This window comes from Psychrobacter sp. CX14, assembly GCF_057396205.2.
Map to the genome: position 1 here is coordinate 1,221,709 of NZ_CM183187.1, position 24,964 is coordinate 1,246,672.

21 protein-coding genes are annotated in these 24,964 nt (G+C 43.3%); 14 read left to right on the forward strand and 7 right to left on the reverse strand.

Translation table 11 applies throughout. The features are described 5' to 3' along the window. Nucleotides 1-53 precede the first annotated feature (53 nt). Nucleotides 54-761 (reverse strand): exonuclease domain-containing protein, encoded by a 708-nt coding sequence (locus AC2SLO_RS05085; RefSeq protein ID WP_486542715.1) that lies wholly within the window; start codon nt 759-761, stop codon nt 54-56. Nucleotides 762-1,024: 263 nt separating this feature from the next. Between AC2SLO_RS05085 and arsC the strand changes: the two genes are divergently transcribed. After that, on the forward strand, nt 1,025-1,426 hold the full coding sequence (arsC, locus tag AC2SLO_RS05090; protein WP_486542713.1) for an arsenate reductase (glutaredoxin): 402 nt from the start codon (nt 1,025-1,027) through the stop codon (nt 1,424-1,426). A gap of 151 nt (nt 1,427-1,577) precedes the next feature. Here the strand turns inward: arsC and AC2SLO_RS05095 are convergent, their stop codons facing one another. Further along, complete coding sequence (locus AC2SLO_RS05095) at nt 1,578-1,769, reverse strand: ATP-binding cassette domain-containing protein (protein ID WP_486542711.1); 192 nt, start codon at nt 1,767-1,769, stop codon at nt 1,578-1,580. Between the two features lie 191 nt (nt 1,770-1,960). On the opposite strand from AC2SLO_RS05095, the gene AC2SLO_RS05100 reads away from it, so the two are divergent. From AC2SLO_RS05100 to AC2SLO_RS05110, 3 genes are all read left to right on the forward strand, one after another. Continuing rightward, nucleotides 1,961-3,037 (forward strand): energy transducer TonB, encoded by a 1,077-nt coding sequence (locus tag AC2SLO_RS05100; protein WP_486542709.1) that lies wholly within the window; start codon nt 1,961-1,963, stop codon nt 3,035-3,037. A 103-nt stretch (nt 3,038-3,140) separates the two neighbouring features. Then, nucleotides 3,141-3,803, forward strand: a complete 663-nt coding sequence (locus AC2SLO_RS05105; protein ID WP_486542707.1) for a MotA/TolQ/ExbB proton channel family protein — start codon at nt 3,141-3,143, stop codon at nt 3,801-3,803. Nucleotides 3,804-3,859: 56 nt separating this feature from the next. Next, a complete protein-coding gene (locus AC2SLO_RS05110) occupies nt 3,860-4,261 on the forward strand; it encodes an ExbD/TolR family protein (protein ID WP_486542705.1) in 402 nt (133 codons plus the stop codon). 259 nt (nt 4,262-4,520) lie between these two features. Here the strand turns inward: AC2SLO_RS05110 and AC2SLO_RS05115 are convergent, their stop codons facing one another. From AC2SLO_RS05115 to AC2SLO_RS05130, 4 genes are all read right to left on the reverse strand, one after another. Continuing rightward, a complete protein-coding gene (locus tag AC2SLO_RS05115) occupies nt 4,521-5,096 on the reverse strand; it encodes a DUF3124 domain-containing protein (RefSeq protein ID WP_486542703.1) in 576 nt (191 codons plus the stop codon). Between the two features lie 83 nt (nt 5,097-5,179). Continuing rightward, the gene (locus tag AC2SLO_RS05120; RefSeq protein WP_486542701.1) at nt 5,180-6,511 is read right to left on the reverse strand and encodes a TrkH family potassium uptake protein; all 1,332 of its coding nucleotides are present in this window, start codon (nt 6,509-6,511) and stop codon (nt 5,180-5,182) included. Between the two features lie 85 nt (nt 6,512-6,596). Further along, complete coding sequence (locus tag AC2SLO_RS05125; RefSeq protein WP_486542699.1) at nt 6,597-7,250, reverse strand: potassium channel family protein; 654 nt, start codon at nt 7,248-7,250, stop codon at nt 6,597-6,599. A gap of 226 nt (nt 7,251-7,476) precedes the next feature. After that, nucleotides 7,477-9,207 carry a proline--tRNA ligase gene (locus AC2SLO_RS05130; RefSeq protein WP_486542697.1) on the reverse strand — a complete coding sequence of 577 codons (1,731 nt, stop codon included), beginning with the start codon at nt 9,205-9,207 and terminating at the stop codon, nt 7,477-7,479. Between the two features lie 327 nt (nt 9,208-9,534). Here AC2SLO_RS05130 and AC2SLO_RS05135 point away from each other — a divergent pair, with 327 nt between their 5' ends. Beyond that, entirely contained in the window at nt 9,535-10,254 is a 720-nt protein-coding gene (locus AC2SLO_RS05135) for a DUF4230 domain-containing protein (RefSeq protein WP_486542695.1), read from the forward strand. Between the two features lie 53 nt (nt 10,255-10,307). Here the strand turns inward: AC2SLO_RS05135 and AC2SLO_RS05140 are convergent, their stop codons facing one another. Next, a complete protein-coding gene (locus AC2SLO_RS05140; RefSeq protein WP_486542693.1) occupies nt 10,308-11,879 on the reverse strand; it encodes a cryptochrome/photolyase family protein in 1,572 nt (523 codons plus the stop codon). A 208-nt stretch (nt 11,880-12,087) separates the two neighbouring features. Here AC2SLO_RS05140 and AC2SLO_RS05145 point away from each other — a divergent pair, with 208 nt between their 5' ends. The 9 genes from AC2SLO_RS05145 to AC2SLO_RS05185 all read left to right on the forward strand — a co-directional run bounded on the left by AC2SLO_RS05145 (nt 12,088) and on the right by AC2SLO_RS05185 (nt 24,826). Further along, complete coding sequence (locus tag AC2SLO_RS05145) at nt 12,088-12,744, forward strand: phosphoribosylanthranilate isomerase (RefSeq protein WP_486542691.1); 657 nt, start codon at nt 12,088-12,090, stop codon at nt 12,742-12,744. A 99-nt stretch (nt 12,745-12,843) separates the two neighbouring features. Then, nucleotides 12,844-14,097, forward strand: coding sequence for a tryptophan synthase subunit beta (trpB, locus tag AC2SLO_RS05150; protein ID WP_486542689.1), 1,254 nt, complete (start codon nt 12,844-12,846; stop codon nt 14,095-14,097). 110 nt (nt 14,098-14,207) lie between these two features. Further along, nucleotides 14,208-15,038 (forward strand): tryptophan synthase subunit alpha, encoded by an 831-nt coding sequence (trpA, locus tag AC2SLO_RS05155; RefSeq protein WP_486542687.1) that lies wholly within the window; start codon nt 14,208-14,210, stop codon nt 15,036-15,038. 83 nt (nt 15,039-15,121) lie between these two features. Further along, entirely contained in the window at nt 15,122-16,042 is a 921-nt protein-coding gene (accD, locus tag AC2SLO_RS05160) for an acetyl-CoA carboxylase, carboxyltransferase subunit beta (protein ID WP_486542685.1), read from the forward strand. 167 nt (nt 16,043-16,209) lie between these two features. Continuing rightward, nucleotides 16,210-17,460 (forward strand): bifunctional folylpolyglutamate synthase/dihydrofolate synthase, encoded by a 1,251-nt coding sequence (locus AC2SLO_RS05165; protein ID WP_486542807.1) that lies wholly within the window; start codon nt 16,210-16,212, stop codon nt 17,458-17,460. Between the two features lie 62 nt (nt 17,461-17,522). Further along, entirely contained in the window at nt 17,523-19,061 is a 1,539-nt protein-coding gene (gspE, locus tag AC2SLO_RS05170; protein WP_486542683.1) for a type II secretion system ATPase GspE, read from the forward strand. Between the two features lie 246 nt (nt 19,062-19,307). Further along, nucleotides 19,308-20,939: a TolC family protein gene (locus tag AC2SLO_RS05175; RefSeq protein ID WP_486542681.1), complete on the forward strand. Its 1,632-nt coding sequence runs from the start codon at nt 19,308-19,310 to the stop codon at nt 20,937-20,939. Nucleotides 20,940-21,086: 147 nt separating this feature from the next. Continuing rightward, a complete protein-coding gene (locus tag AC2SLO_RS05180; protein WP_486542679.1) occupies nt 21,087-23,654 on the forward strand; it encodes a type I secretion system permease/ATPase in 2,568 nt (855 codons plus the stop codon). Nucleotides 23,655-23,656: 2 nt separating this feature from the next. Further along, nucleotides 23,657-24,826, forward strand: coding sequence for an HlyD family type I secretion periplasmic adaptor subunit (locus AC2SLO_RS05185; protein WP_486542677.1), 1,170 nt, complete (start codon nt 23,657-23,659; stop codon nt 24,824-24,826). Nucleotides 24,827-24,964 lie beyond the last annotated feature (138 nt).

Genomic DNA, 24,964 nt, shown 5'->3' on the forward strand with positions numbered 1-24,964 from the left:
TATATAGTAATTATCTTTAAATATATTTATAGCAATACTGGCATTTAAATGGCCTATAGCGCTTTCTTACAAGCTTCGGCCAAATAAGGATCAACCGTATCTTGCTTTAATAACCACTGTAAATAGCTGGCACCCTCGCTATCTGCGGCAAGTTCTGCAATCGCTTTGCCTTTATGTTTACCAAAGCTTAAATGGGTCGGAATACGGGCCAATTCGCTAAACGCATATAGACTCGCTACATCGGTAATGGTGTGACCTTGGGTATTTGCTAAGTCAATAAGGCTATTCAGTACCAATTGGGTAAAGTAAATATCATATACCGCAGCGTGCGCATGCTTGGCTTGCTCGCGGGCGACATCACGATGGAAGTGATAAAGCAGTGCGACCAATTGATGATTCTCAAGCGTCGGTAACAGGTAGCTCGACATGGCCTTAGTACAGATAAGCTTGGGTGTATGCGTGACGCCGGCATTTTTAAGTACTTGCATATCAAAATCGATATTATGGCCAATAAGGTACTCAACGCTGGCAGGCAATCTAAAGTCCGTATGCGGCGTTTCATGAGTCACGTCTTCATCACAAATATGCGAGGTTGCCATCGCGCCCAAGCTAATCTTTTTAAGCGGGTTGAAGCGTTTGGATCTAGGTGGCTGGATGACGACCACTTGGCCTTGGTTTATCTCTACAATAGAGTAGGCGGCCTCGGTCATATGCGGCTCATCAAGCCCCGTTGTTTCGGTATCGAGTATATAAGTGGCCATAACAATCCTTAAAGTTATCAGGTGTTTATCGGTTAATATAATTGCGGTTATGGTAACTTAATTGTGGACTGTGAACCAGTGCGGCCAAGTAAACTAGCCTGAGCATATAATACTAGCCTAAGCATATAATATAAGCGAGTGATTGATAATAATAGCAATAGACAGACTTGATAGCGGAGTTTGACAGCTTAGCTCTGGCGCAATACACTCGCACTATTGATAGTTCAAGCGATTTTTTCTTAATTGATATGGAAAAAATAATCATGACGCCTTTAATTCTGCACAATCCAAATTGCAGCACTTCACGCAATGCCTTAGCCATCATGAAAGCCTCTGGTGAGACACCTGAGGTTATCGAGTATTTAAAAAATCCGCCATCCCAAGAGTATTTGGTGGAGCTGCTTGGTTTGATGAAAGTACCTGCAAAAGAATTGCTACGCAGTAAAGAGAACTTAAGTGATGAGCTGGGTTTAAACAGTTCTAATGCTACAGACGAGCAAATATTAGATGCCATGGCAGTGCATCCGATTTTGATTAATCGTCCGGTAGTGGTTACTGATAAAGGCGCTGTATTATGCCGTCCGTTAGAGCGCATATTTGAGGTATTGGAGAATCCAGTTTCTGAATTTACCAAAGAAAATGGTGATACTATTTATAATCTCTAATTCAAATTATAATCGCTAGTTCAAATAACGAAAACTAAAACCAGCCTAAATAAAAAACGCCCATTAAATAGTTAATGGGCGTTTTTTATGAGCAATATGAACGATAGCAATAGAATAGATTATCATAATGCCAGTCTTATAGAGTTGAGCACTAAAGCGTATCAACAATCACCGGGCGTCCTTCGTGTTCTAGTACGGTGGCGTCTACTTTATAAAGCTTGCGAATAGTGTCTTTGATTAATACATCTGTGGGATGGCCGGTCTCAATAATGTGGCCTTTTTTTAGCATGACCACCGTGTCGGCGAACTGTGCTGCTTGTATATGGCTATATTTATACTCCATTGATAACGATTATTATTTACATAAAGGGTATTTTGTATTAATATTCCGCTCTAAGCTATCGTATTTTGATTGATATCAATAACAAAATACGCGGGCACAACCTTGAACAATTATATATATAGGGAGCGTTAGGTGCCAAGTAGGGACGTGTGCGAATTTAAGCAAACTTTTACGACAAAAAGACTGCCACCATGAGAAATAACCGTAAAACCAGAAGTTTAACGCCGTTTAATCTAGCCACACTTGTTGCTGTTGTTGTGTTCCATGGTACCGTCGCTACTGCTTTGGTAAATATGAAAATGCCTCATCAAAAGCCGCCCAAGGTCGAGGAGCCACTGCTTTTAGAAATTGAGCTTATTGAACCAATACAAGAAAAGCCACCTGAAGTAGTGGAGATTAAGTCACAGCCAGAGCAGCCAAAAGCAGCCCCTCAGCCAAGAGGGGCACAAGAGCCTAAACCTGCGCCGCAGCCTGCTCCCGAACCCAAGCCTAAGCCAGAACCAAAGCCGCAGCCTGCTGCAAAGCCTAAGTCGCAGCCTGACCCTAAGCCGCAACCCGATCCGGAGCCTAAACCTAAGCCTAAGCCTAAGAAATCACCGAATACAGAGCCCAAGCCCCTGCCTGATCAAAGCGAAGTGATTGCCGCACAGAAGCGTGCTGAGCGACAGCGCCAATGGGAAATTGAACAACAACGTCAGCTCGAAGCAAAGGAGCGAGCAGAACGTGAGGCACAAGCGCAGGCTGAGCGAGAAGCCCAAGTGAGAGCGGAACAAGAGGCCAAGCGACGTGCGCAGCGTGAAGCTCAACAAAAAGCAGAACAGGAAGCCAAAGAGCGCGCCGAGAGGGAAGCAAGAGAACAGGCTGCGCGTGAAGCACAGCAACGTGCTGAGCAAGAAGCACGTGCACAAGCAGAGCGAGCAGCAAAAGAACGAGCAGCAAAAGAAGCCGCTGAGGCAGAAGCGGCAAGCAATAAACCTCAAGTACTGTCAGCGAGTCAGGCAAGTTGGCGACGTAAACCTAAATTCACCTTCCCTGCATCTGTTGAAAGAAGAGCAAACTCTGGAGATGTGTTTAGTGTCTCGTTAAAACTAGAGGTTGATAAGCAAGGTAATGTAACGGGTGCTACTGTAACAAAGTCATCAGGAAATGATGCCATCGACAATGAAGCATTAAACTCCGTTAAGCGGGCTAAATTTAACCCTTTTACCAAAAATGGGGTGCCAATTATGGGCTATTTAATCCTACCCTTTAACTACCGAGTACCTTAAAGCTATCGCAGACCAAACACACGAATTAAAACGTCAAACAAAATAAGCACACGATATTTTTATTATATGAATCGGTTTAAATTTATTTTAGTAAGGACTTACTATGGACTTTGCAAGTTATTGGCAATATACCGATATTGTTACTAGATTTCTGTTTTTTACTCTCATTGCGCTCTCTATCTTGTCATGGGTTACCGGTATTTTACGGCTTTATAACAGCTATAAAATGAAAGGCCAAGTTGCTACAGATATCTCGAAAGCTTATCAAGCGCAGTCACAGAATATGGCGAGCTTATCAAGTGCTGAACGCAAAACCGTTACAGAGCAGCTACTTTTGCAGCAAATTGGTCGTTATCGTTATAACGGGGAAAAAGGGTTGCCGATTTTGGGGACTACTGCTGCCATCGCCCCCTTTATTGGTCTATTTGGTACGGTATGGGGGATTTTCCATGCCTTGCATAATATTGGTGAGTCTGGCCAAGCAGGCTTAGGTCAAGTGGCAGGTCCTGTGGGTGAGGCGTTGATTATGACGGGTCTTGGCTTAGCAGTTGCGATACCGGCGGTTATTTTTTATAACATCGCGGTACGTTTGAACCGTCAAACTCAGTTTAATGCCAATGACACCGCTTATGGTATCTTGGGTGATACAGCGAAAATTCAAAGTGTAGGCGTTAAATCTGGCGTTGCCTCTAGTAACATGCAACCAATCACTGCTCAGTCACAGTCTTCCGAGAAAAGACAGTATTCATCATCTGCTGCCCAGTAGGCGCATAGTGATTGAAGATATCGGACTAGATAATCACGATGAGGTAGGAGCGTAATATGGCCTTTCAATTGGGTGAAGATGACATGCAAGGGATGAGTGAGATGAACCTCATTCCTTTGATCGATATCATGCTGGTATTGATGATTATTTTTATGGTGACGGCAACGGTTTTGAACCCGTCGGTGCCTTTGGATTTACCGCAGACCAGTGCTAGCGTGCAAGAGCAACCACCTAAAGTGATTCAGGTGAGTGTTGATAAAGATGCGGGTATATTTTGGGATGATCAGCCAGTGTCGATGGAAGAATTAGAGACACGCATGGCAGCGCAATCACAGCTTGAGCAAGAGCCAACCATTCATTTGCGAGCGGATAAAGATGCGCGATATGAAACGGTGGCACAAATCTTGGCAACGGCCAGTAGTGCTAATTTGACTAAAATTGCTTTTATTAGTGAATGATTTATTTTCACTTAGTACAAGCCAATCTTACCTCCATCCATTTGTTGGTTAGATGAAAGCATAAGTGAAACGATAAAACTAAAAATAATAATACTGTTCTATTTTTTAACCTTACTAGGTGTGCACTTAGTAAGGTTTTATAATTTTTTAGACTTTCATAACAACTTTTCATTAACCTTTAAGGCCTCTTTTAGCCGATCTATCTATTGATATTAGCGATATTAACTACTTAGGATTTCAAACGCTCTGAGTCTACATGTTAATGCGCCGGTTTGTTAAAGGCATCGCCTGCTTCTAGTTCATCTATGGTGATGCTGTCACTTGTAAATGAGAAGCCTTTGTTGCTAAAGGTACCCAGCATAATAGTCTCAATCAAGGGTTTGACTTTGTTTGAATCACTTTCAATCGCTACCACAAAGTTGGCACCATCACCGCCAGTATCATCAAATTTCTCAACAATATAGTTCAGTGTACCCATAGGCGGCAATTCAATTGACTTGGTCAAATAAGGACGTACGTAGTCGCCTCGGGTATTGTAATAATCAATCTTAGTGACATATAAACTACTGGTTAAACTGGTATTTCGAATACTTAATGTGGCTGAGAGCATCACTTTCGGATTGTCCTCATCGACATAGATATTGGAATAAACGGGCACATAAAACAGCTGCTGATAGGGCATATTACCCTCGGGCACCGCATCAATCTCGAGTTGTTTAATGGGGTCTTTATGCTCTTCACTATATAAGATATTAGGATCATGCTCAGGCGGGTTACATCCTGTTAAACCAGCGCTAAGTATCAATAGGGCTGCGCATAATGATTTGGTTTTCATATCGTTTCCTTACCGCTTAAAATTTGCAGCGGCTGTCAAAGATAGGCTCTAAACAAAAAAGCCGCCACAAATGAGTAATTTCTCTAGCCAACAAGTACATTAGTTTCAGGGTAATGAATGCGTGATTTTTTGGGCATCGCAATCAAATATGCCAATGTCAATGGTCCAATTCTGCCGGCGAACATCATAAACATAATCACCACCTCGCCGGGGTCACTTAGCTGAGTGGTCAGCCCTCGTGTCAGGCCAACGGTACTCAGTGCAGAAACCACCTCAAATAACACATCTTCTAAGGCGTGCTCCGCTTCAACGACCGATAAAATAAACACACTTAAGAATATTAACATCATGGTGATACTAATAATCGATAAAGATTTACGTACCAGTCTATCAGGGATACGGCGCTCAAAAATCGTCACATGATCGCGCTGATGCAAAAATGCCCAAGTGGTCAAAATTAGAATAACGAAGGTACCGATTTTAATACCACTGGCAGTAGACAATGAGCCACCACCAATGAACATCAAGAACATGGTAAAGATAGTACTGGCATCGGTCAGCTGATCAATGGGGATGGTATTAAAGCCAGCAGTTCTCGGAGTAATGGCCTGGAACCAAGCGGCTGTTAACTGACCCCCAAGACTTAATGAGCCTAAAGTGTTGGGGTTGTTATGTTCGAGTAGCCAAAATAACACAAAAGCTACAAAATTAAGGAGCACTGTGGTGCCTACCACCAGTTTGGTATTGACGCTTATCTTGCGCCAACTGCGGTGATCGATTAAATCTTTAATCACCATAAAGCCTAAGCCGCCTATCATAATAAGCGAGGTGATAACCATGTTTATGCCAATATCACTGACATAAGGCGATAAGCTATCACCGGATAAGGCGAATCCAGCATTATTAAATGCAGAGATGGTATAGAAAAACCCATGATACATGGCAGTTGCAATGGGCATGTCTCTTGAAAACAGGGCTGTTAACGCAAAAAATCCAGCCAGCTCAACACAAAGTGCAATACTGACAACCGATTTTGCAGTGGTGGTAATCTTGCCAAAGCTGGTCTCAGCAAAAGCTTCACGGGCAATCTTCTGGCCCGTAATGTTCAGTCGCCGCTGTAAGCTAAAAAATGCCAATACGGCAAAGGTCATAAAGCCAAGGCCACCGAACTGAATCAAGATAGCAATCACCACTTGTCCAAAGTGAGTGTAGTTAGCAGTATCAACCACAGCAAGACCAGTTACCGTGACAGCTGATGTCGCCGTAAAGGCTGCTTCAAGCCAAGAGATAGATTCAATAGTAGCAAATGGCAACATCAACAAACAGCTGCCCAACAATATTAAAAACAAAAAGCCAATGGCCAAAATCATCGGCGGAGAGTAAAGCAAACGCGGCGTTTGTTTGGGTTTAGGCATGAACGTTACCTTGTTTTAGGGCGTCCGTTTAAAGCGAACGCAGAACAAACCAGATTTACCAATCATTAGAATAAGTCGAGACGGTCTAGTCACCTAAGAAGTGCTTGGCTAAATGCTTTAATGCAGTGACGCGTCCGCTATAGACTAGGCGATCAGGGTATTGAATCATCATATCTGAGCTGAAGTCTTGGATAACCTCATCACCGCGGATAAGAAGTAACAAATCCGTATCAAGGTTTTTGCTTTTGATTTTATCAATACTAATAGGGGGCATAGTCTCTGGCATATCGATACGGACTAAATACTCTTTATTACCCAGTGCCAAATACTGCTTCATCATCGGGTAGGCCATAGACTGAGCAATACGAATACCCATGTCTTGCTCAGGATGGATGATATTTTCAACACCTAAGCTATGCAAAATATCGTGATGAGCGTCTGTTTTGGCTTTCACCCACAAGTTTTTCACGGGCAGTTTAATTAGATTTAGCGTACACAATAAGCTGGCTTCCAAATCGTCACCAATACTCACGATTACGCCATCAAATTGACTAAGATTTAGCTCTTGTAGTGTCTCAATATTGGTCGCATCTGCAATGACCGAGTGTGCCAACGTATCGCTGACTTTATTAACTTCTTCTTCATCTAGGTCAATGCCTAGTACCTCGTTGCCTTGGCTCTGTAGCTCAAACGCACAGGCTTTACCAAATACACCCAGTCCGATTACGGCAAATTGCATGTTGATACCTCGTTATTTGTTTATGAACCTAAAAACAATTGGGTTAACTTTATAAGAATTATACGCCTAAATTCAGCGATGTAGACAGTTTACCTCATTGTTTAATATAGCTTGATACCAAATATAGACAAAAAAAGAACGCCAATTGGCATTCTTTTTTGTAAGATTTTATGCTTAAGACTGTTAAAACTCAGTAAAAATAGAATGTATCTATTGCAGCATTGAATTACTGACTGACTCGTGCAATGACTTCTTCACGGCTTAGTAGTTCTTTTTCACCAGTACGGCGATCCACATACTCGTATTTGTCTTCAGCTAAGTTTCGGTCTGAAACAACAATACGATGCGGAATACCAATCAATTCTAAATCAGCAAACTTAACACCTGGGCGCTCGTTACGGTCATCTAAAATCACGTTTAGCCCTTGCGCTTTTAACTCGTCATATAAGGCTTCAGCAGTGTTCATGACCGTCTCTTCTTTAGATTTCATTGGCACGATAGCGATATCAAATGGTGCGATAGAGTCTTTGATATCAGGCGTCTTCGCCCAAATGATACCGTTATCATCATGATTTTGCTCAATAGAGGCGGCGATAATACGGCTCACACCGATACCATAACAACCCATCATTAAGGTCACTGGCTTACCATCTTCACCCATTACTGTACAGTTCAGCGCTTTAGAATACTTATCACCCAACTGGAAGATATGACCGACTTCGATACCGCGTTTGATGCTTAAAGTACCTTTACCATCCGGAGAGATGTCGCCTTCAACCACGTTACGGATATCAACGACTTCGGTAATTTGCGCATCACGCTCCCAGTTCATACCGGTAGTGTGCATGTTATATTCGTTAGCGCCTGAAACGAAATCACTCATAGCTGCTGCTGCGCGATCTACATAAACAGGTATGTCTAAATCAACACCAATGTAGCCTTTTTTCAGACCGGCGTTTTTCATTTCTTCATCGGTTGCAAAGGTCAATGGTACTGCCACTTCGGCAATTTTTTCCGCTTTGATTTCGTTAAGCGTATGATCGCCACGTACCACAAGCGCGATTAATTTTTCATCACCCTCAGTGCCGTCGTCATTAATATCATGACCTTTAACAATTAAGGTCTTCACGGTTTTTGATAGAGGGATATCTAGGAATTGAGCCAATGCTTCATTGGTCTGAATCTTAGGCGTGTCAACATTTTGGCGCTCTTGGGTCGGTGCTGGGCGCTCATCGGTACAAATCGCTTCTACAAGCTCAACGTTGGCGGCAAAGTCAGAGCCGTCAGAGAAGGCAATCGCATCCTCACCACTACCAGCTAATACATGGAATTCGTGAGAGGCAAAACCACCGATAGAACCGGTATCCGCTAATACCGCACGGAAGTTTAGACCTAAACGGGTAAAGATACGTGAATAGGCGTTGTACATATCTTGATAGGTATCGGCCAATGACTCTTGATTAACATGGAACGAGTAGGCGTCTTTCATGGTGAATTCGCGGGCACGCATTACCCCAAAACGCGGACGAATCTCATCACGGAACTTGCTTTGGATTTGAAATAGGGTCAGCGGTAATTGCTTGTAGCTTTTAAGCTCACCATCAGCAATCGTCGTGATAACCTCCTCATGTGTAGGCCCAAGCACGAAGTCGCGGTTATGACGGTCTTTAAAACGTAAAAGCTCAGGGCCATATTCAGTGATGCGGCCTGTCTGTTCCCAAAGCTCAGCCGGTTGGGTCATCGGCATTAGGACTTCTTGGGCACCGATATTTTGCATCTCTTCACGCACGATACGCTCAACTTTTTGCAAAATACGCAGACCCATAGGTAACCAGACGTACAGACCCGAGGCAAGCTTACGAATAAGACCTGCTCTGACCATCAGCTGGCTGGAGGCGATATCAGCATCGCTTGGTGTTTCTTTTAAAGTAGCAAATAAAAACTGGCTGGCTCTCATAACGGACTCAACTTTACTTTGTATAGATTAGCTATCAATAGCTAAATTAAACGATGAAAAACACCTTAATGAGTAATCAATCTACCATCATTTTGGGTGTTAAATATAGACAAACTATTCAAATTAATAAGTTCAATCCGCCTATGTTAGGTAAAGTCATCCAATGACGCAATCCTTTTTTAAATTATGTGGTTTTTTGGCCGGATTAGGCGGGCATTTGTGTAACGTAAAATAGCAGACAAAATGGGGGTTATTGGCTATATTAGAGGCTAATAACATTGATAAAATACTCTGTTCTGATTTCTCTTATTGAATACGGTGACGGTTATGACAACTAAAACACAAAACACAACAAAAAGTAGTGGGGTGGTATTAAAATTAGGCGTACTGCTTATTTTGATTTTTCTGGCCATATTATTGTGGCAGCAGTCAAAAGATAAGGACGAGCTACAAATACAGACCATTACTCGAGAAGGCGTGGTAACCAAAATTCAAGAGCTAAACCGTCTAGAGACCATGGCCTATAATGTCGATACCGTGATTACCAGTGAGCAGCAAGGCACGTGGCAGCGCCTTTGGCAAGACCAACAAAAGGGGCTGTTTATTGCGCGTGGTCGTATTGTCGCTGGCGTGGATTTAAGTCAGATAAGCCCAGAGATGGTGCAAATCACTGAGCCAACATCTGAGCAGATAGAGGAAGCCAAGCTTCAGGCAGAAGCCGACGGTAATGAGGATTCTATTAGCATCATGCCTAACATTATGATTACTTTGCCGCCTGCTCAGATTTTCTCAGTATATCTGGATGATCTGGAGGTCTATGATTGGCAGGCAGGCGGTATGTTCGGCATGGTACAAGCAGAGCCTGAAGTATTAAAGCAGGCGCAGGCCAGTGCTAAAGCTGAAGTGCTTAAGCGTGCTTGTGCGGATGGGGTAATGCAGCAAGCAGAAGCCAATGCCAAAAAAGAGATGACACAATTGTTTGCGATGACTGGCGCAGAAGTCACTGTGCATACGCAAGGTACAGGTGCGTGCCAGCCAATTAGCTAAACTATCAACTAGGTAAACGAGTACGTTTTCTTATAAGGCACTGCTGTTTTAAGTCATTCGCCTTTAAATTGAGCAATGGCATACAGGCGGGCTTGTATGTGTTCTACCATCGGTACAGGGTAGTTAACATGAGCAAACTCGCCTTTTTCATTTAGTGCTTTGCGTAGTTTACTTTCATCGTGCAAAATTCTGACAGGGATGTCTTTTAATTCTGGCAGCCATGTCTTAATAAAAATAGCCTCTTTGTCATGGGTCTTGGCTTGGCTAAATGGGTTCATGATGCGAAAGTAGGGCGCTGAATCTGTTCCTGTCGATGCACTCCATTGCCAACCGCCATTATTGGACGCAAAATCACCGTCAATTAAATTTTGCATAAAATAGCGCTCACCCAAGCGCCAATCTATAAACAAGTCTTTGGTCAAAAACATCGCGGTGACCATGCGTAGACGATTGTGCATAAAGCCGGTTTGGTTTAAGCAGCGCATTGCCGCATCAATTAATGGAACACCGGTCATGCCGGTACACCATTTCTCAAAATCGTTACTATCATATGACCAATTTACTTTGCCATCGGTATCCTTTTTATAGGCCACACCCTGAACAATATCAGGTCTATCAACAATCACATGACGATAAAAGTCACGCCAAGCAAGCTCGCTTATCCAGCGCTCAATATCGGTTGAGCCATTAGATTTCAAGCTATTTTCTTGCAGCTTTGCCTCTGCTTGTTGGTAGCATAGACGTGGACTAATGGCACCAATGGTCAAATAGGCAGAGAGATGACTGGTACCTATTAACGCTGGCTGGTCACGCGTTAAGGTATATTCTTCAATATCCTCTTTAATAAAATAATGCAGTCTTTCGATAGCTGCTTGCTCGCCGGCAGGATAATCGGCCCGTGCTATTTTTAATAAAGCATCTGCCTCACTGTCTGATAGTTGGTAATACGCTTTAAAGGCATCTAAAACCGCATGATGTATGTCATCTAGAGAGAGCGATAGGTTATTCGCTTTAATATTTATGTCATTATTTGAGTGTTGTTGATTAATATCTAAAGAGTCGATTTCATAAAGGACTGGCGGGCTAATCTCTAAGGTTTGTAGCCATTTTTTATAAAAAGGGGTGAATACTTTGTACATCGTATCATCACCGGTTTTAATGGTGTCGGGCGGTAAGATACATTGGTCGTGATACTGCTTGAAATCGATGTTTAGCGCTGATAGCTTTTTGTTTACCTTAGTATCACGCTGTTGTTCGTTGAGCTCGTATTCATAATTACACGCAACATGAGTAATCTTATTATCCACACAAAACTCAGTGAGCACTTCAGCGCTATCTGCATAGCTATCGGCCTGCAATAGATGCAATGTGATGCCAAGCTTGTTTGCTAAGTTATCTTTGAGCTTGTTGACGGTGCGCATCATCAAGTCCACTTGTACAAGCGACATATGATGCTCAAGCCACTGCTTAGGTGTACAGATAAACACGGCTTGCAAGCTTGCAAAATGATGGTTGTCTGCATACTCTAAGGCTTGCTCGATTAACAAAGTTAACGCCGTATTATCATGCAGACGTAGGTCGCGCCGAAACCACATCAGTGCAGATATTTTATTTTCATCAGCCATGTGGTGCTCCTCAAAAAGTGTGATTTAATTGTTTGATTATGGCGCTATTTATTAATTTATGTCATATACTTTACGCACAGTCGTCGACTACCTAAAGGGTAATAGACGGTGCGTTAATCATGCTAAAAAGTATGATAGGATAAGTGATTGATAAAAACCATTTAATCACGTTACACGGTCAAACATATTTAGCGAAGACGAGGGCATAATGCAGGTTAAGTTTTGCGGATTGACGCGAGTAGAGGACGTAAAGCAGGCGGTGCATATTGGCGCAGATGCCTTAGGTTTTGTGTGTTACCCGCCCAGTCCTCGCACAGTGACAGCCGCGCAGGCGAAAGATTTGATTCAGCATATCCCGGCCTTTGTGAGCGTGGTTGTCTTAGTGGTTAATATGAATAAAGACGAGCTTGTTGAACTGGCGAACACCGCGACTTTTGATGTGATTCAGTTTCATGGTGACGAGAGCCCAGAGCAGTGTCAATCGTTAGCCAAAGCGGTGAACAAACGCTGGATTAAAGCGTTACGCATTAATAAAGAGCAGGATACGCCTGATTCGATTCGTACCAAGATTGATGCGTTTGCACAAGTGGGTGCCAGCAGTATTCTACTTGATGCCTATCATAAAGACGCGTATGGCGGCACAGGCGAGCGCTTTGATTGGTCGCTGATCCCGAATGATACCAGCTTACCGATTATTTTGGCGGGGGGATTAACCCCGCAAAATATAGGTGAGGTTATGAGTCAGAATTTACCGATACATGCCGTTGATGTGAGCGGTGGTATTGAGTCGGCAAAGGGCGTTAAGGATGCCGGTAAGATGGCAGCGTTTATTCGTTCGGTAAAAAGCAGTCGATGGCAAGATTAAACCATCCTGAGGTATGATAAAAACACAAATTAAATTCCACTATCCAAAAACTAACATATAACACTTTAATATTTCACTATTTATAGAGCGAAACCTACTATGACAACAACCTTTAATAATATTCCGCACAACGATGAAATAGACGATGATGCTGTAGATTTTAATCAGTATCCAGATGCCAGTGGTCACTTTGGTATTCATGGCGGTCGCTTTGTGTCTGAGACACTAATGGCAGCTCTAGAAGAGCTTGAGACGCTGTATTATCAGGTCAAACAAGATCCTAAATTTTGGGAAGAGTATCATAATGATTTGGTGAATTATGTGGGTCGTCCAACGCCGCTTTATCATGCCAAGCGTCTGAGCGATGAGATTGGTGGCGCACAGATTTATTTTAAGCGTGAAGATTTAAACCATACGGGCGCCCATAAAGTAAATAACACCATTGGTCAGGCATTATTGGCAAAAATGAGCGGTAAAAAACGTATTATTGCCGAAACTGGTGCCGGTCAACATGGTGTGGCGACAGCAACGATTGCAGCGCGTTTAGGGCTTGAATGTATCATTTATATGGGCGCTGATGATGTTGAGCGTCAGAAAATGAACGTCTACCGTATGCGTTTATTAGGTGCCAAAGTGGTGCCTGTTGATTCTGGTTCACGTACGCTAAAAGACGCGATGAACGAAGCAATGCGAGACTGGGTGACCAATGTTGATACCACTTATTATATTATTGGTACGGTCGCAGGTCCGCATCCATATCCACTATTGGTACGGGATTTTCAAGCCATTATTGGTAAAGAGGCACGTATTCAGCATTTAGAAAAAACTGGTAAGCTGCCAGATGCTTTAGTGGCCTGTGTTGGTGGCGGTTCAAACGCAATTGGTCTATTTTATGAGTTCTTAAATGATACCGATGTCAAAATGTATGGCGTAGAGGCGACCGGTGACGGTATTGAAACGGGTCGTCACTCTGCACCACTTGCGGCAGGCCGTGTAGGTGTATTGCATGGTAATCGCACTTACTTAATGGCTGATGATAATGGTCAAATCTTAGAGACGCATTCAATCTCGGCAGGTCTGGATTATCCAGGCGTTGGTCCTGAGCATAGCTTCTTAAAAGACATTGAGCGTGTGCAATATGTGGGCTGTACCGATAAAGAAGCGCTACATGGTTTCCATGAAGTGACCCGTAAAGAAGGTATTATCCCAGCGCTTGAGTCGTCTCACGCCGTTGCTTATGCGTTAGAGCTTGCAAAGAACATGAGCCCTGAGCAGACCATTATCGTCAATATGTCAGGTCGTGGTGATAAAGATCTGCATTCGGTGATGAAAGCTGAAGGTATCGAGCTTTAAGCTAAATGAAGTAGGTATAAACGCATAAACCAGAATTAATTAAACTGGGGCAGTATAGATGTTATCCATTAATAATTGCCCCTATTAAAATCGTTATTTAAGGGAATATCATGACCCGAATTGAAACCACATTTAATACGCTACAACAACAGAAGAAAAAAGCCTTAATTCCGTATGTGATGGCCGGTGACCCAACGCCAGATAGCTTTGTGGGCTTATTGCACAAACTGGTTGAGCATGGCGCTGATATGATTGAAGTGGGTCTGCCATTTTCAGATCCGATGGCAGATGGTCCGACCGTTGCCTTAGCTGGCGAGCGTGCTTTAGCGGGCGGTACCAGTACTCGTAAAGCCATTGCTATGGTGAAAGAGTTTCGTAAAACCAATACCACCACGCCAATTATTCTAATGGGTTATTTAAATCCGATTGAAATTATTGGTTATGATGCCTTTATCGATATTTGCCAAGATGCCGGTGTGGATGGGGTATTGGTTGTTGACTTACCGCCAGCAGAGTCGGGCACATTTGTACAGCATCTGGCTGAGCATGATATGAATAAGATTTTCTTATTGTCACCAACAACGCTGCCTGAGCGCCGTAAGCAAGTGATGACGCACTGTGGTGGTTATATCTACTATGTGTCTTTAAAAGGGGTAACAGGCTCTGCTAGCCTAGATACCGCTGAGGTTGGCAAGCAGGTGCAAGCCATTAAAAGTGAAACTGACTTGCCAATCTGTGTTGGCTTCGGTATTCGCGATGGCAAGTCAGCCGCTGCAATCGGGCAGTTTGCCGATGGTGTGATTGTTGGCAGTGAGCTTGTGAAGCATTTCAAAGGCTTAGATAGCAGTTCAAGTGACGCGGATATCACAGCGGCTCAAGATAACATCATGAATAAGATGGATGAGCTACGTCAAGCCTTGGATAATTTACCTAACGCTTAGTTATTGTTTTCAAAACGATTGCTAGCGTAATTTTAATGCACATCTTCTAAGTCCTACTAACAGTAACATAAGTAGATTAAGCTATGGCTAAAAATAACAATGAGACGGGCGGAAAAGTAGACAAGCCGGCCTCCATTCAAACGGACCCAAAGTGTGATACCTGGCTAAGTCGTCCGGTCCCTAAGGTGCAGAGACATAGCTTACCGCAGCTATCTGCGGTAGAGACTGAGCCGTCGACACAGTGTCCGCAGTGCCACTCGATGACTACCAACACCGCACTGATTTTTAATAGTTATGTCTGCCCGCATTGTGATTATCATTTGGCAATGACAGCGCGCGAACGTTTGTCTGGCTTTTTAGACCAGATAGATGCTGAGCTCGGTCAAGAATTTAGTAGTGGCGATCCACTACAGTTTGTGGATAGCAAACCCTATCCACAGCGTTTACAGCAAATGCAGGATAAGACAGGTGAGACAGAAGCTCTTATTGTGCTGCAAGGCAAGCTGCGCGATATGGATGTGGTCACCTGTGCGTTTGACTTTAGGTTTATGGGCGGATCGATGGGTTCCGTGGTTGGCGATCGTTTTGTTGCCGCTGCTGAAGCTGCGCTTGAGAAGAAGATACCGCTTATTTGCTTTGCGGCCTCAGGCGGTGCCCGTATGCAGGAAGGCTTATTATCGTTGATGCAAATGGCGCGTACTGGCGCTGCAATTGAACGTCTGCGTTTGGCCGGCGTGCCTTATATTGTGGTACTGACCAATCCGGTTTATGGCGGAGTGACAGCTTCACTGGCGATGCTTGGTGATATTCATATTGCTGAGCCAAAGGCGATGATTGGCTTTGCAGGCAAGCGCGTCATTGAGCAAACGGTACGTGAGACGCTAGAAGAGCCATTCCAACGTGCGGAATATCTACTTGAGCATGGGGTTATCGATCAAGTGGTTCACCGTCATCAATTAAATGATACCGTGTATCGTTTGCTTGCAAAGCTGATGCATTATTAATCCGTACCAACGAGCAGCTTTATAGCGAAATAATATATTTATAAGTAATCTTATGCGGTGACTTATTCCTTTTATCTTAGTCGAGATTTTTTGTGACCAACAATACCTCTTTATCTCCTGAAACTGCGCCAACTCAATCTAGCTCTTTGTCAGAGTGGATTGATTATATGCAGCAAATTCATGTCTCTGCCATCGATATGGGATTATCTCGTGTTATGCCAGTGGCAAATCATTTGGGCTTGGTTCAATCTGCCAAAGATGATGCGTTTGTATTTACCGTCGCGGGTACCAATGGTAAGGGCTCTACCACAGCGGTTATTAGCGCTATTTGTCAGCAGGCAGGTTATAAAACGGCACTGTATCAATCACCGCATTTGATTGATTTTAATGAGCGTGTTCGTATTGATGGTCAGCCGGTAGGTGATCAAACCTTAATCGATGCTTTTTATCAAGTCGAGCAGGCCCGCTTAGCGTGCGAATTGACCTTGTCATTTTTTGAGATGACTACCTTGGCTGCAATGCTAATATTTGCTCAAGCAGATTGCGATGTTTGGGTACTGGAAGTAGGTCTTGGTGGGCGCCTTGATGTGGTGAATATCATTGATCCAGATTTGGCAGTGATTACCAACATCAGTATTGATCATGTCGATTGGCTGGGTGATACGCGTGATAAAATTGGTTATGAAAAAGCCGGTATTTTGCGACAGGGTATGCCACTTATCTATGGTGAAACGGATATGCCGGATTCGGTAAAACAGAAAATCAAGGCGCTTGATTGTCCGTATTTTCAAGTGGGCATAGATTACGATTATACTGAGCAAGAGTCGCAGTGGCAGTTTAGCAGTGCGCAGGTCACGATGCAGCTGCCTAAGCCAGCATTGTCTTTGACCAATACTACCAATGCAGTTGCTGCGGTATTAGCAAGCAAGTTAAATATTACCCAATCGCATATTAAAGTAGCATTATCGCAAGTTAAATTAGCAGGTCGCTTTGATAATAGGCAGTTATCAAATCGTCATTGGTTGTTTGATGTGGCGCATAACGAGTGCGGAATGACCTTTTTACTTAGCCAATTCATCCCTTTATGGCAGCAACATAAACAGGCGTATCCGGATGCAAAACTGCACTTGCTGTTCTCTATGCTGGCCGATAAAGACATCGCACAAGTAGTGACGCTATTAACCGACTCAAAGCTGCCGATTGCAGCGTGGCATATCGCAGAGATTGACCATCCAAGAGCCGCCAGTACTCAACAGTTAAAACAAATATTAGAGCAACATCAGCAAACTAATGTCACCGCCTATGAATCCTTACCGGTAGCTGGTTTAGGTGTCGTAGAGAGTACGGAGACTGAGGATTTAATTTTAGTCTGTGGCTCATTCCATACTATTGGTGAGGTTTTGCCTGCATTACAATAGCTTTAACCAAAAGTTATGCTCATTTCCCTTTTATAATAGACCGTCGAAAAAGTAGCCTATTTATGTTGTTTTTGCCGTACAGCTTTGCCAAAAGACATCAGCTCTTATTATTGCCTTCCGCCGACTCGACGGCTGCTTCAACACTCTTACTCACTGAAGAGACGCCTATTAATGCGATTAATGAAGCCATTCATTTTGCAGTAAGTCAGGGCAGTAACCAGCCTCCAGAACTGCAAAACGTGAGTCAAGAGGAATTTGAGAAACGTATGACTGCAGCGTATGCAGGGAATACTGGGGAGTCTCAACATATTGCTGCGGGCTTAGAGGATCATCCAGATTTAGTGAGCTTAGCAGACAGTGTGCCTGAGACTGAGGATTTGATGGACAGTCAAGACGATGCGCCCATCATCCGCCTAATTAATGCGCTGCTATCCGAAGCCATTCGGCTAAATGCCTCTGATATCCATATCGAAACTTTTGAAAAAAGGTTATCGGTTCGCTTTAGGGTTGATGGGGAGCTCAAAGAGATTGTCAGTCCTAAACGTCAACTTGCGCCTTTATTGGTGTCGCGTATCAAAGTTATGGCAAAGTTAGACATTGCTGAAAAGCGAGTGCCTCAAGATGGACGCATTAGCTTAAGGCTTGCCGGCCGTGAAGTTGATGTGCGTGTCTCGACGCTACCGTCAAGCTTTGGTGAGCGTGTGGTGATGCGTTTGCTTGATAAGCAGGCAGGTCGCTTGAATATGACTTATCTTGGTTTGGATGATAAAGATTATGAGCAGCTAAAAAAACTGATTCATCGTCCGCATGGCATTATTCTGGTCACAGGTCCAACCGGTTCTGGTAAAACCACAACCCTTTATGCTGCTTTGACCGATTTAAACGATCAAACACGTAATATTCTGACTGCAGAAGATCCGATTGAATTTCAGCTTGACGGTATTGGTCAAACTCAGGTTAATACCAAGGTGGATATGACCTTCGCGCGCAGTTTGCGGGCTATGCTGCGTCAAGATCCCGATGTGGTCATGGTGGGGGAGATACGTGATTTAGAAACCGCAGAGATTGCGGTCCAAGCGTCTCTGACCGGTCACCTAGTATTATCCACACTCCATACTAATACGGCCATTGGTGCGGTAACTCGCCTGCAAGATATGGGCGTGGAGCCGTTTTTATTGGCTTCATCCTTAATCGGTGTTGTCGCTCAGCGCTTGGTGCGCACGCTCTGCTCAAACTGTCATGAGTGGAAAGATGCAGATGCTGTACAATCGCAGCTGTTTGATGAAATTCGAAAAGATAATGCCAGTCTTTGTGTGCAAACAGAGGCATTAAGGTTACCAGTGCCCGTTGGTTGTGATGTCTGTAATCAATCTGGGTTTAAAGGTCGGACGGCAATTTATGAAGTGATACCCGTTGATGATACTTTACGCCGTATGATTCATGGCGGTACAGCAGAATATAAGCTAGAAGACTATGCGCGCCAGTTAACGCCATCCATTCGCGCGGATGGTCTTAGAAAGGTTTTGGCAGGCAAAACCACCTTAGAAGAAGTATTAAGAGTGACCAAAGAAGCATCGGTCAATATTGATATTGTCTCTTAATATGTCATAAAATCGCTATAAGTATGATGTAGACTATTAATTTAAATAAATTGTATGTTGCGACAAATTAACTTATATTAGGTCATATCTGTTGTTATAATGTATGAAAATTGCAAGAATTTGTTTTAAGTTTTCATGGATTATCAACGCTAAAAAAAGTGGTTATCAATATAAAAATAACAGTTATTACCTTCTCAATAGTAACCCAAACAGTGCATCAACCATTAATCAATAAGTTCATACATTATGATGTTTAGCAAAAGTAATCAAAAAATAAATAACCACAAACAGCGTTATAAAAATAAACTGTTAACTGCTTTATTGCTGCTTACTGGTGTTGGATTATCTGCTCACGCCAATACGCCAATCACCGATATCCAGATCAACTCGCTTATATCTCAAGCGATTCAAACGCATCCCTTGGTTCGTTCTGCTAAAGCAGAGCAACAAGCAACGACTGAAGGTATTAACGCGGCCAAGCTTAATTTGTTACCAGAGCCGAGCGCAGCAACCTCTTATAACTCAGACAATAATATCGTCTCTGAGGTCGGACTACGCCAAGCGTTATGGACTGGTGGTCGACTAACGGCCAACGTTAACCAAGCTATCTTTGATGACAAAGCAGCGGTTGAAAATATTTACGAGCAGCAAAACCAAGTTGCTAAGACCACTATTGAAGCATGGCGAACCTATATCACAGCCGTTGCTCAACAACGTGTTTATCTTGAAAACCTTGAACAGCTTAATGACTTTGAGGCGATGATGCAGCGCCGCGTTAAACAAGGGGTATCTGCACGTATTGAGTTAGATTTAGTAACTAACCGTATTCTACAAGAGCAAAATGCTTATGAAGCGGCCGTTGAACAGCAAAGAATTGCAGCGGCACGTTTAGAGCAAATCGTTGGTCGTCCTATTTCTGAGGGCAGTGCTTATAATGTGCCTCAGCTTAAAGTATTAGTCGATCAAGCCAAAACCTCAGCCATTGGATTTGAAGAGATGGCCTTTAACCAAGCCAGTTTCTATAACCCTTCTGTGGTAAAAGGCTACTTTCAGGCAGAGTCTGCAAAGCAAGAAGTAAAAGCACAGAATGCCTCCAAATATCCCACCGTTTTTGCTGAATACAAACACACCTATGATCATGATACCAATGAAGATGACGGTAGATTTTATGTGGGTCTAAACTATCAGCCGGGTGCTGGTTTTTCAAATCTTGCATTAACCCGTGCCTCAGAAGCACGTGTCAATAGTTTGCTGCAAAACCAAGAAGCGTCACGCCGTGAGGTAATGGAAAATATTCAAGTTGAATATCAACGCTTCTCTAGTGCTAAGAATCGAGAGTTGTCATTAGTGGCAGCAGTTGCCGGAGCTCAAATTGTGGTTAACTCTTATCGTCGTCAGTTTATCGCTGGCCGTAAGACTTGGCTTGAAGTGCTAAACGCGGTTCGTGAACTTAGTGATTATCAAATCCGCCTGGTGCAAACACGTTCAGATATTTTAGCTGCCTTTTATAACCTACAAGTTGATTTCGGTTTAATGCCATGGCAGACCTTTGCACATAACCGTGAACCGGTTAAAGAGTTTAGCCCAATGGATCCGGTGAGAGAGTGGATCCAGACGCAAAAGGTAAATTCTGACAGTCAGAAGCTTGGTTATGGTCAAAGACCGTCAAATATTCCAGACAGTTTTGAGGACAGCTACATTTCTGTGAATCTACCAGCTTCTACTCAGCAGCAATTAGATAATGGGGACGTTATCGTTATTACTGAAGATCAGATTGGGTCTATGAATAGAGCTACTCAGATTGACAGTGAGCCTCAACTTAATAATGAATCTCAGGAAGATGATCAGTCTCACACTGATAATGAGCCTAGCCAATAAGTAGCTTTATCGTTTAAGCAGTATCGCGGTTAGTAAATAATTTAAATAATAAACCGTAAAATGAATCATTTTACTGTACTGACTAAGCGCTGCTTTATCGTCATCTTAATTAATACTGTAATAATAATTTTTAATAAGTAGTCATTCATGAGTAATCATCAAGCGTCATCAGATAATTTAGAGTCGGGAAATGCAGGGTTTAATGGAGATTTAGTCCCAAATTCTGACAACCTAACTACCGCACAATCGTTAGCCGATGCGCTCAGACACTTGCTTAGTCAGCAAGGCTATCCCATTGATAATATTCGTCTGCAAGATATTATCCGTAAACATGATACCCAAGCAGCAGTAAACCAAGGGCGTGGTATTAATACGCTTGGCGGTATTATTGAGGTATTAAACGGATTGGGTATTAATGAGGCCCCTGAAATCCTCAAACAGCCTGATGCCGCCTTCCTACCATTATTGGCTTATCATCCAAGATTCGGATGGGGTATTGTTGATGGACAGACACCGCAAGGCAACTGGAACTTACGCCAAGAAACAACCAACCATGTGGTACTGGCAAGTGATTTAACTTTAGTGCTGCGTTTGCGTCTAAAAGAAGACCATATCAAAACACGCAATGCCTCATTTACCACGCTGCTAAAGACGGATTTAAAAAGTTATAAAGGCGTTATTGTTGAGGCAGTGGTTGCCTCTTTTCTGATTAATTTCTTAGCACTGGCGGTATCTTTATTCTCACTACAGGTTTATGACCGAGTTATTCCTACGCGAGGGGTAAGCACCTTAATCATCCTAGCCAGTGGTGTGGCGTTATTTATTCTGTTCGAAGCGTTTATGAAATTCGCTCGCTCAAGAATCATGGATAAAGTTGTCGTCGGGTTGGATCAGTACTTATCTCGTGAAGTGTTCCAGCGTTTGCTCAGAGTCCGAATTGACCAAATGCCTGGCTCAGTGGGCTCGATGGCTGCGCAGTTACGTGGTTATGAGCAAGTACGAAGCTTCTTTACTGCCAGTACCTTGTTCGCTCTGGTCGATATCCCAATGACGATTATTTTCTTGTCTATTATTGCCTATATCGGCTCACCACTAGTCGCGTTAGTGCCAATTGTAGCAGCGACGATTGCTATTATCATGGGCTTATCAGCACGAAAACGCATCGATGAGATTGCGGCAACGGGTGCATCAGCATCTTATTATAAAACTGGTCTGTTAGTTGAAACCGTTGAAGGCGTGGAAACCATCAAAGCAGGCGCAGGTAGCTGGAAGTTCCTATCACGTTGGCTTGATGTGATGAATGTCACCATCAAAAATGACTTGGACATGAAGCATGCCAACGATAACTTAAGCTACTTTACCCAGATGCTACAGCAGACCAGTTATGTCGGTATTGTTATCATGGGTGCATTTGTGGTGATGAGTGGCGATATGACTATGGGTGGTTTGATTGCCTGTTCGATTTTAGGTGGCCGTGTTCTTGCCCCAGTAATGGGCATTCCTAACTTATTGGTTCAATATTCTCATGCCAAAGCGGCTAAGAGTATGATTGAAGGTATCTTCGCGCTTGAGCAAGACAATCACGGCGTAAACTACCCATTATCACCGACCAAAATTAGAGGTCATTATCAATGTGATAACTTGGTATTTAATTATTTAGGCAATGACCGCCCTGCGGTAACCGTTAAAAAGTTAGTTATCCAGCCAGGTGAGCGTATTGCTATCTTGGGCCCGATTGGTTCAGGTAAATCAACCTTACTAAAACTGTTATCAGGTTTGTATGCACCAACCTCTGGGCGTTTGTTATTAGATGGTCTTGATATTCAGCAAATCAGCCGTGAGTCTTTGAGTGAGCAGGTCGGCTATCTTCAACAAGATCATCGTTTATTCCAAGGGACGTTACGTGAAAACTTACTGATTGGTTTAGCAGCACCGAACGATGATGTGCTACATGAAGCGATGCAAAAAACAGGGCTACTCAACCTAGTTGCAAACCATTCAAGCGGTCTAGACCTGCCAATTAGTGAGGGTGGTCGAGGGCTATCTGGTGGTCAAAAGCAGTTAGTTGCCTTCACTCGATTGTTATTAACCAAACCGTCAGTGATGCTCATTGATGAGCCAACGGCCTCTATGGATAACCGTCAAGAGCAGCGCTGTCTGCAAGTATTGCATCAGGAGTTACAAGATGGCCAAACCTTGGTTGTCTCAACTCATAAAACCGCACTGCTTGATTTGGTTGACCGTATTATTATTATGGACAATCATCAAATTGTTATGGATGGTCCAAAAGAGGCAGTACTTAAGCAACTGATGCAAAATGAGCAAGCCAAGCGTCAAGGTGGTCCTGATAAAATAGCGCAGCAAAACGCCAATCGTCCAGCAATTCAGACCAATCCTGATGCGCCGAATAACCATCCGAACGGCTCAGGTGGACCAAATGGTTCTGGCAGTCCGGCACAACCCAATAATCCGGTTGCCCCGCAAGCATCTAAACCAAACATTAGTCAGTCAACCAATCAGAATAATAAGCCGGCTGCACCATCAGCTAAAAAGCCAAAGATTATTATTCAACCTGAGTCTGAAAACAGTCAATCAGCGACCAATACCAGCACTCAGTCAGAGCCAAATAAAACGGACTCGGTAAATAGTACACCTAAGAGCAAGCCAAGTATTCCCAATAGCATTGTTATTAAACCCAAACCAGAAGAGAAATAGGCATGTCTGAATATCAATATACACCCACCAAGCCTAAGATTGGCCGTGCTCGTCTCAGCATCTGGATTGCACTTATCGGTATTACAATACTTCTGGTGTGGTCTTACTTTGCAACGATTGATCAGGTAACTCGAGCGAAGGCGACGGTTATTGCGAGCGCACGTACGCAGGAAGTACAAGCATCCGAAGGTGGCGTCTTAACTGACATACTGGTCTCTGAAGGTGACGATGTTAAAAAAGGGCAGTTGTTAGTTATTCTTGAGGAAGAACGAGCGCAAGCCGCTTATGACAACTCAGCAACCAAATCAGCAGCCCTAGAGGCCAAACTAGCGCGTCTACAAGCAGAAATCTTTGATCGACCGCTGATATTCCCTGATAGTGTCGCTAAGTATCCTGAATATGTCGAGAACCAAACTCAGCTTTATAATCGCCGTAAACAAGCGATTAATGAAGAAGTATCTTCTCTTGAGCAAATGCTTGTGCTGGCCAAAAAAGAGCTTAGCATGAACGAGCCTTTGCTAGAGTATGGTGACGTGAGTCAAGCCGATGTTATCAAGCTACGTAGACAGGTTGCAGATATCGAGGCGCAAATTAATAACAAGCGTAATAAGTATTTCGAAGAAGCACAGGCTGAGATGACAAAAGCTCAAGAAGAGTTAGACAGTGAGCTTGAGCAGTTACGTGATCGCAGTCAGGTTTTAGAAGAAAAGCGTCTGTTATCGCCTCAAGATGGTAAAGTGAATAATATTAATATTACTACCATCGGCGGCGTGGTTAAGCCAGGCGAGGTCATTATGGAGCTACTACCGACCAGTAGTGATCTAATTGTAGAAGCAAAAGTCACACCTGCTGATATTGCGTATGTGAAAGAAGGTCAGGCCGCATCGGTTAAGCTAGATGCTTATGACTATTCTATTTTTGGTGCAATGCATGGTACAGTGACTTATATCAGTCCTGACACGCTTATGGAGAAAACACCAAAAGGTGAAGAGCCTTATTACCGTGTGCTTATCAAAATTGGTGAAGCTGAATTTGCAGGTCGTGGTGATGAAATTATTATTAAACCTGGTATGACAGCTAGCGTTGACATTAAAGCAATGGAGCGTACTGTATTGTCATATTTAACCAAACCGATTACTAAGACCTTATCTGAAGGTCTCGGTGAGCGTTAATCAATAATAATGACATTATGAGGTGGGTGGGTATTGGGACAGTTTCGAATAACCAAATAAGCGTTTGAACTGAATTTGGTTTTTTTGAAAAAAGTGTTTGACACTCTATGTGAAATGTATATAATACACATCCACAGT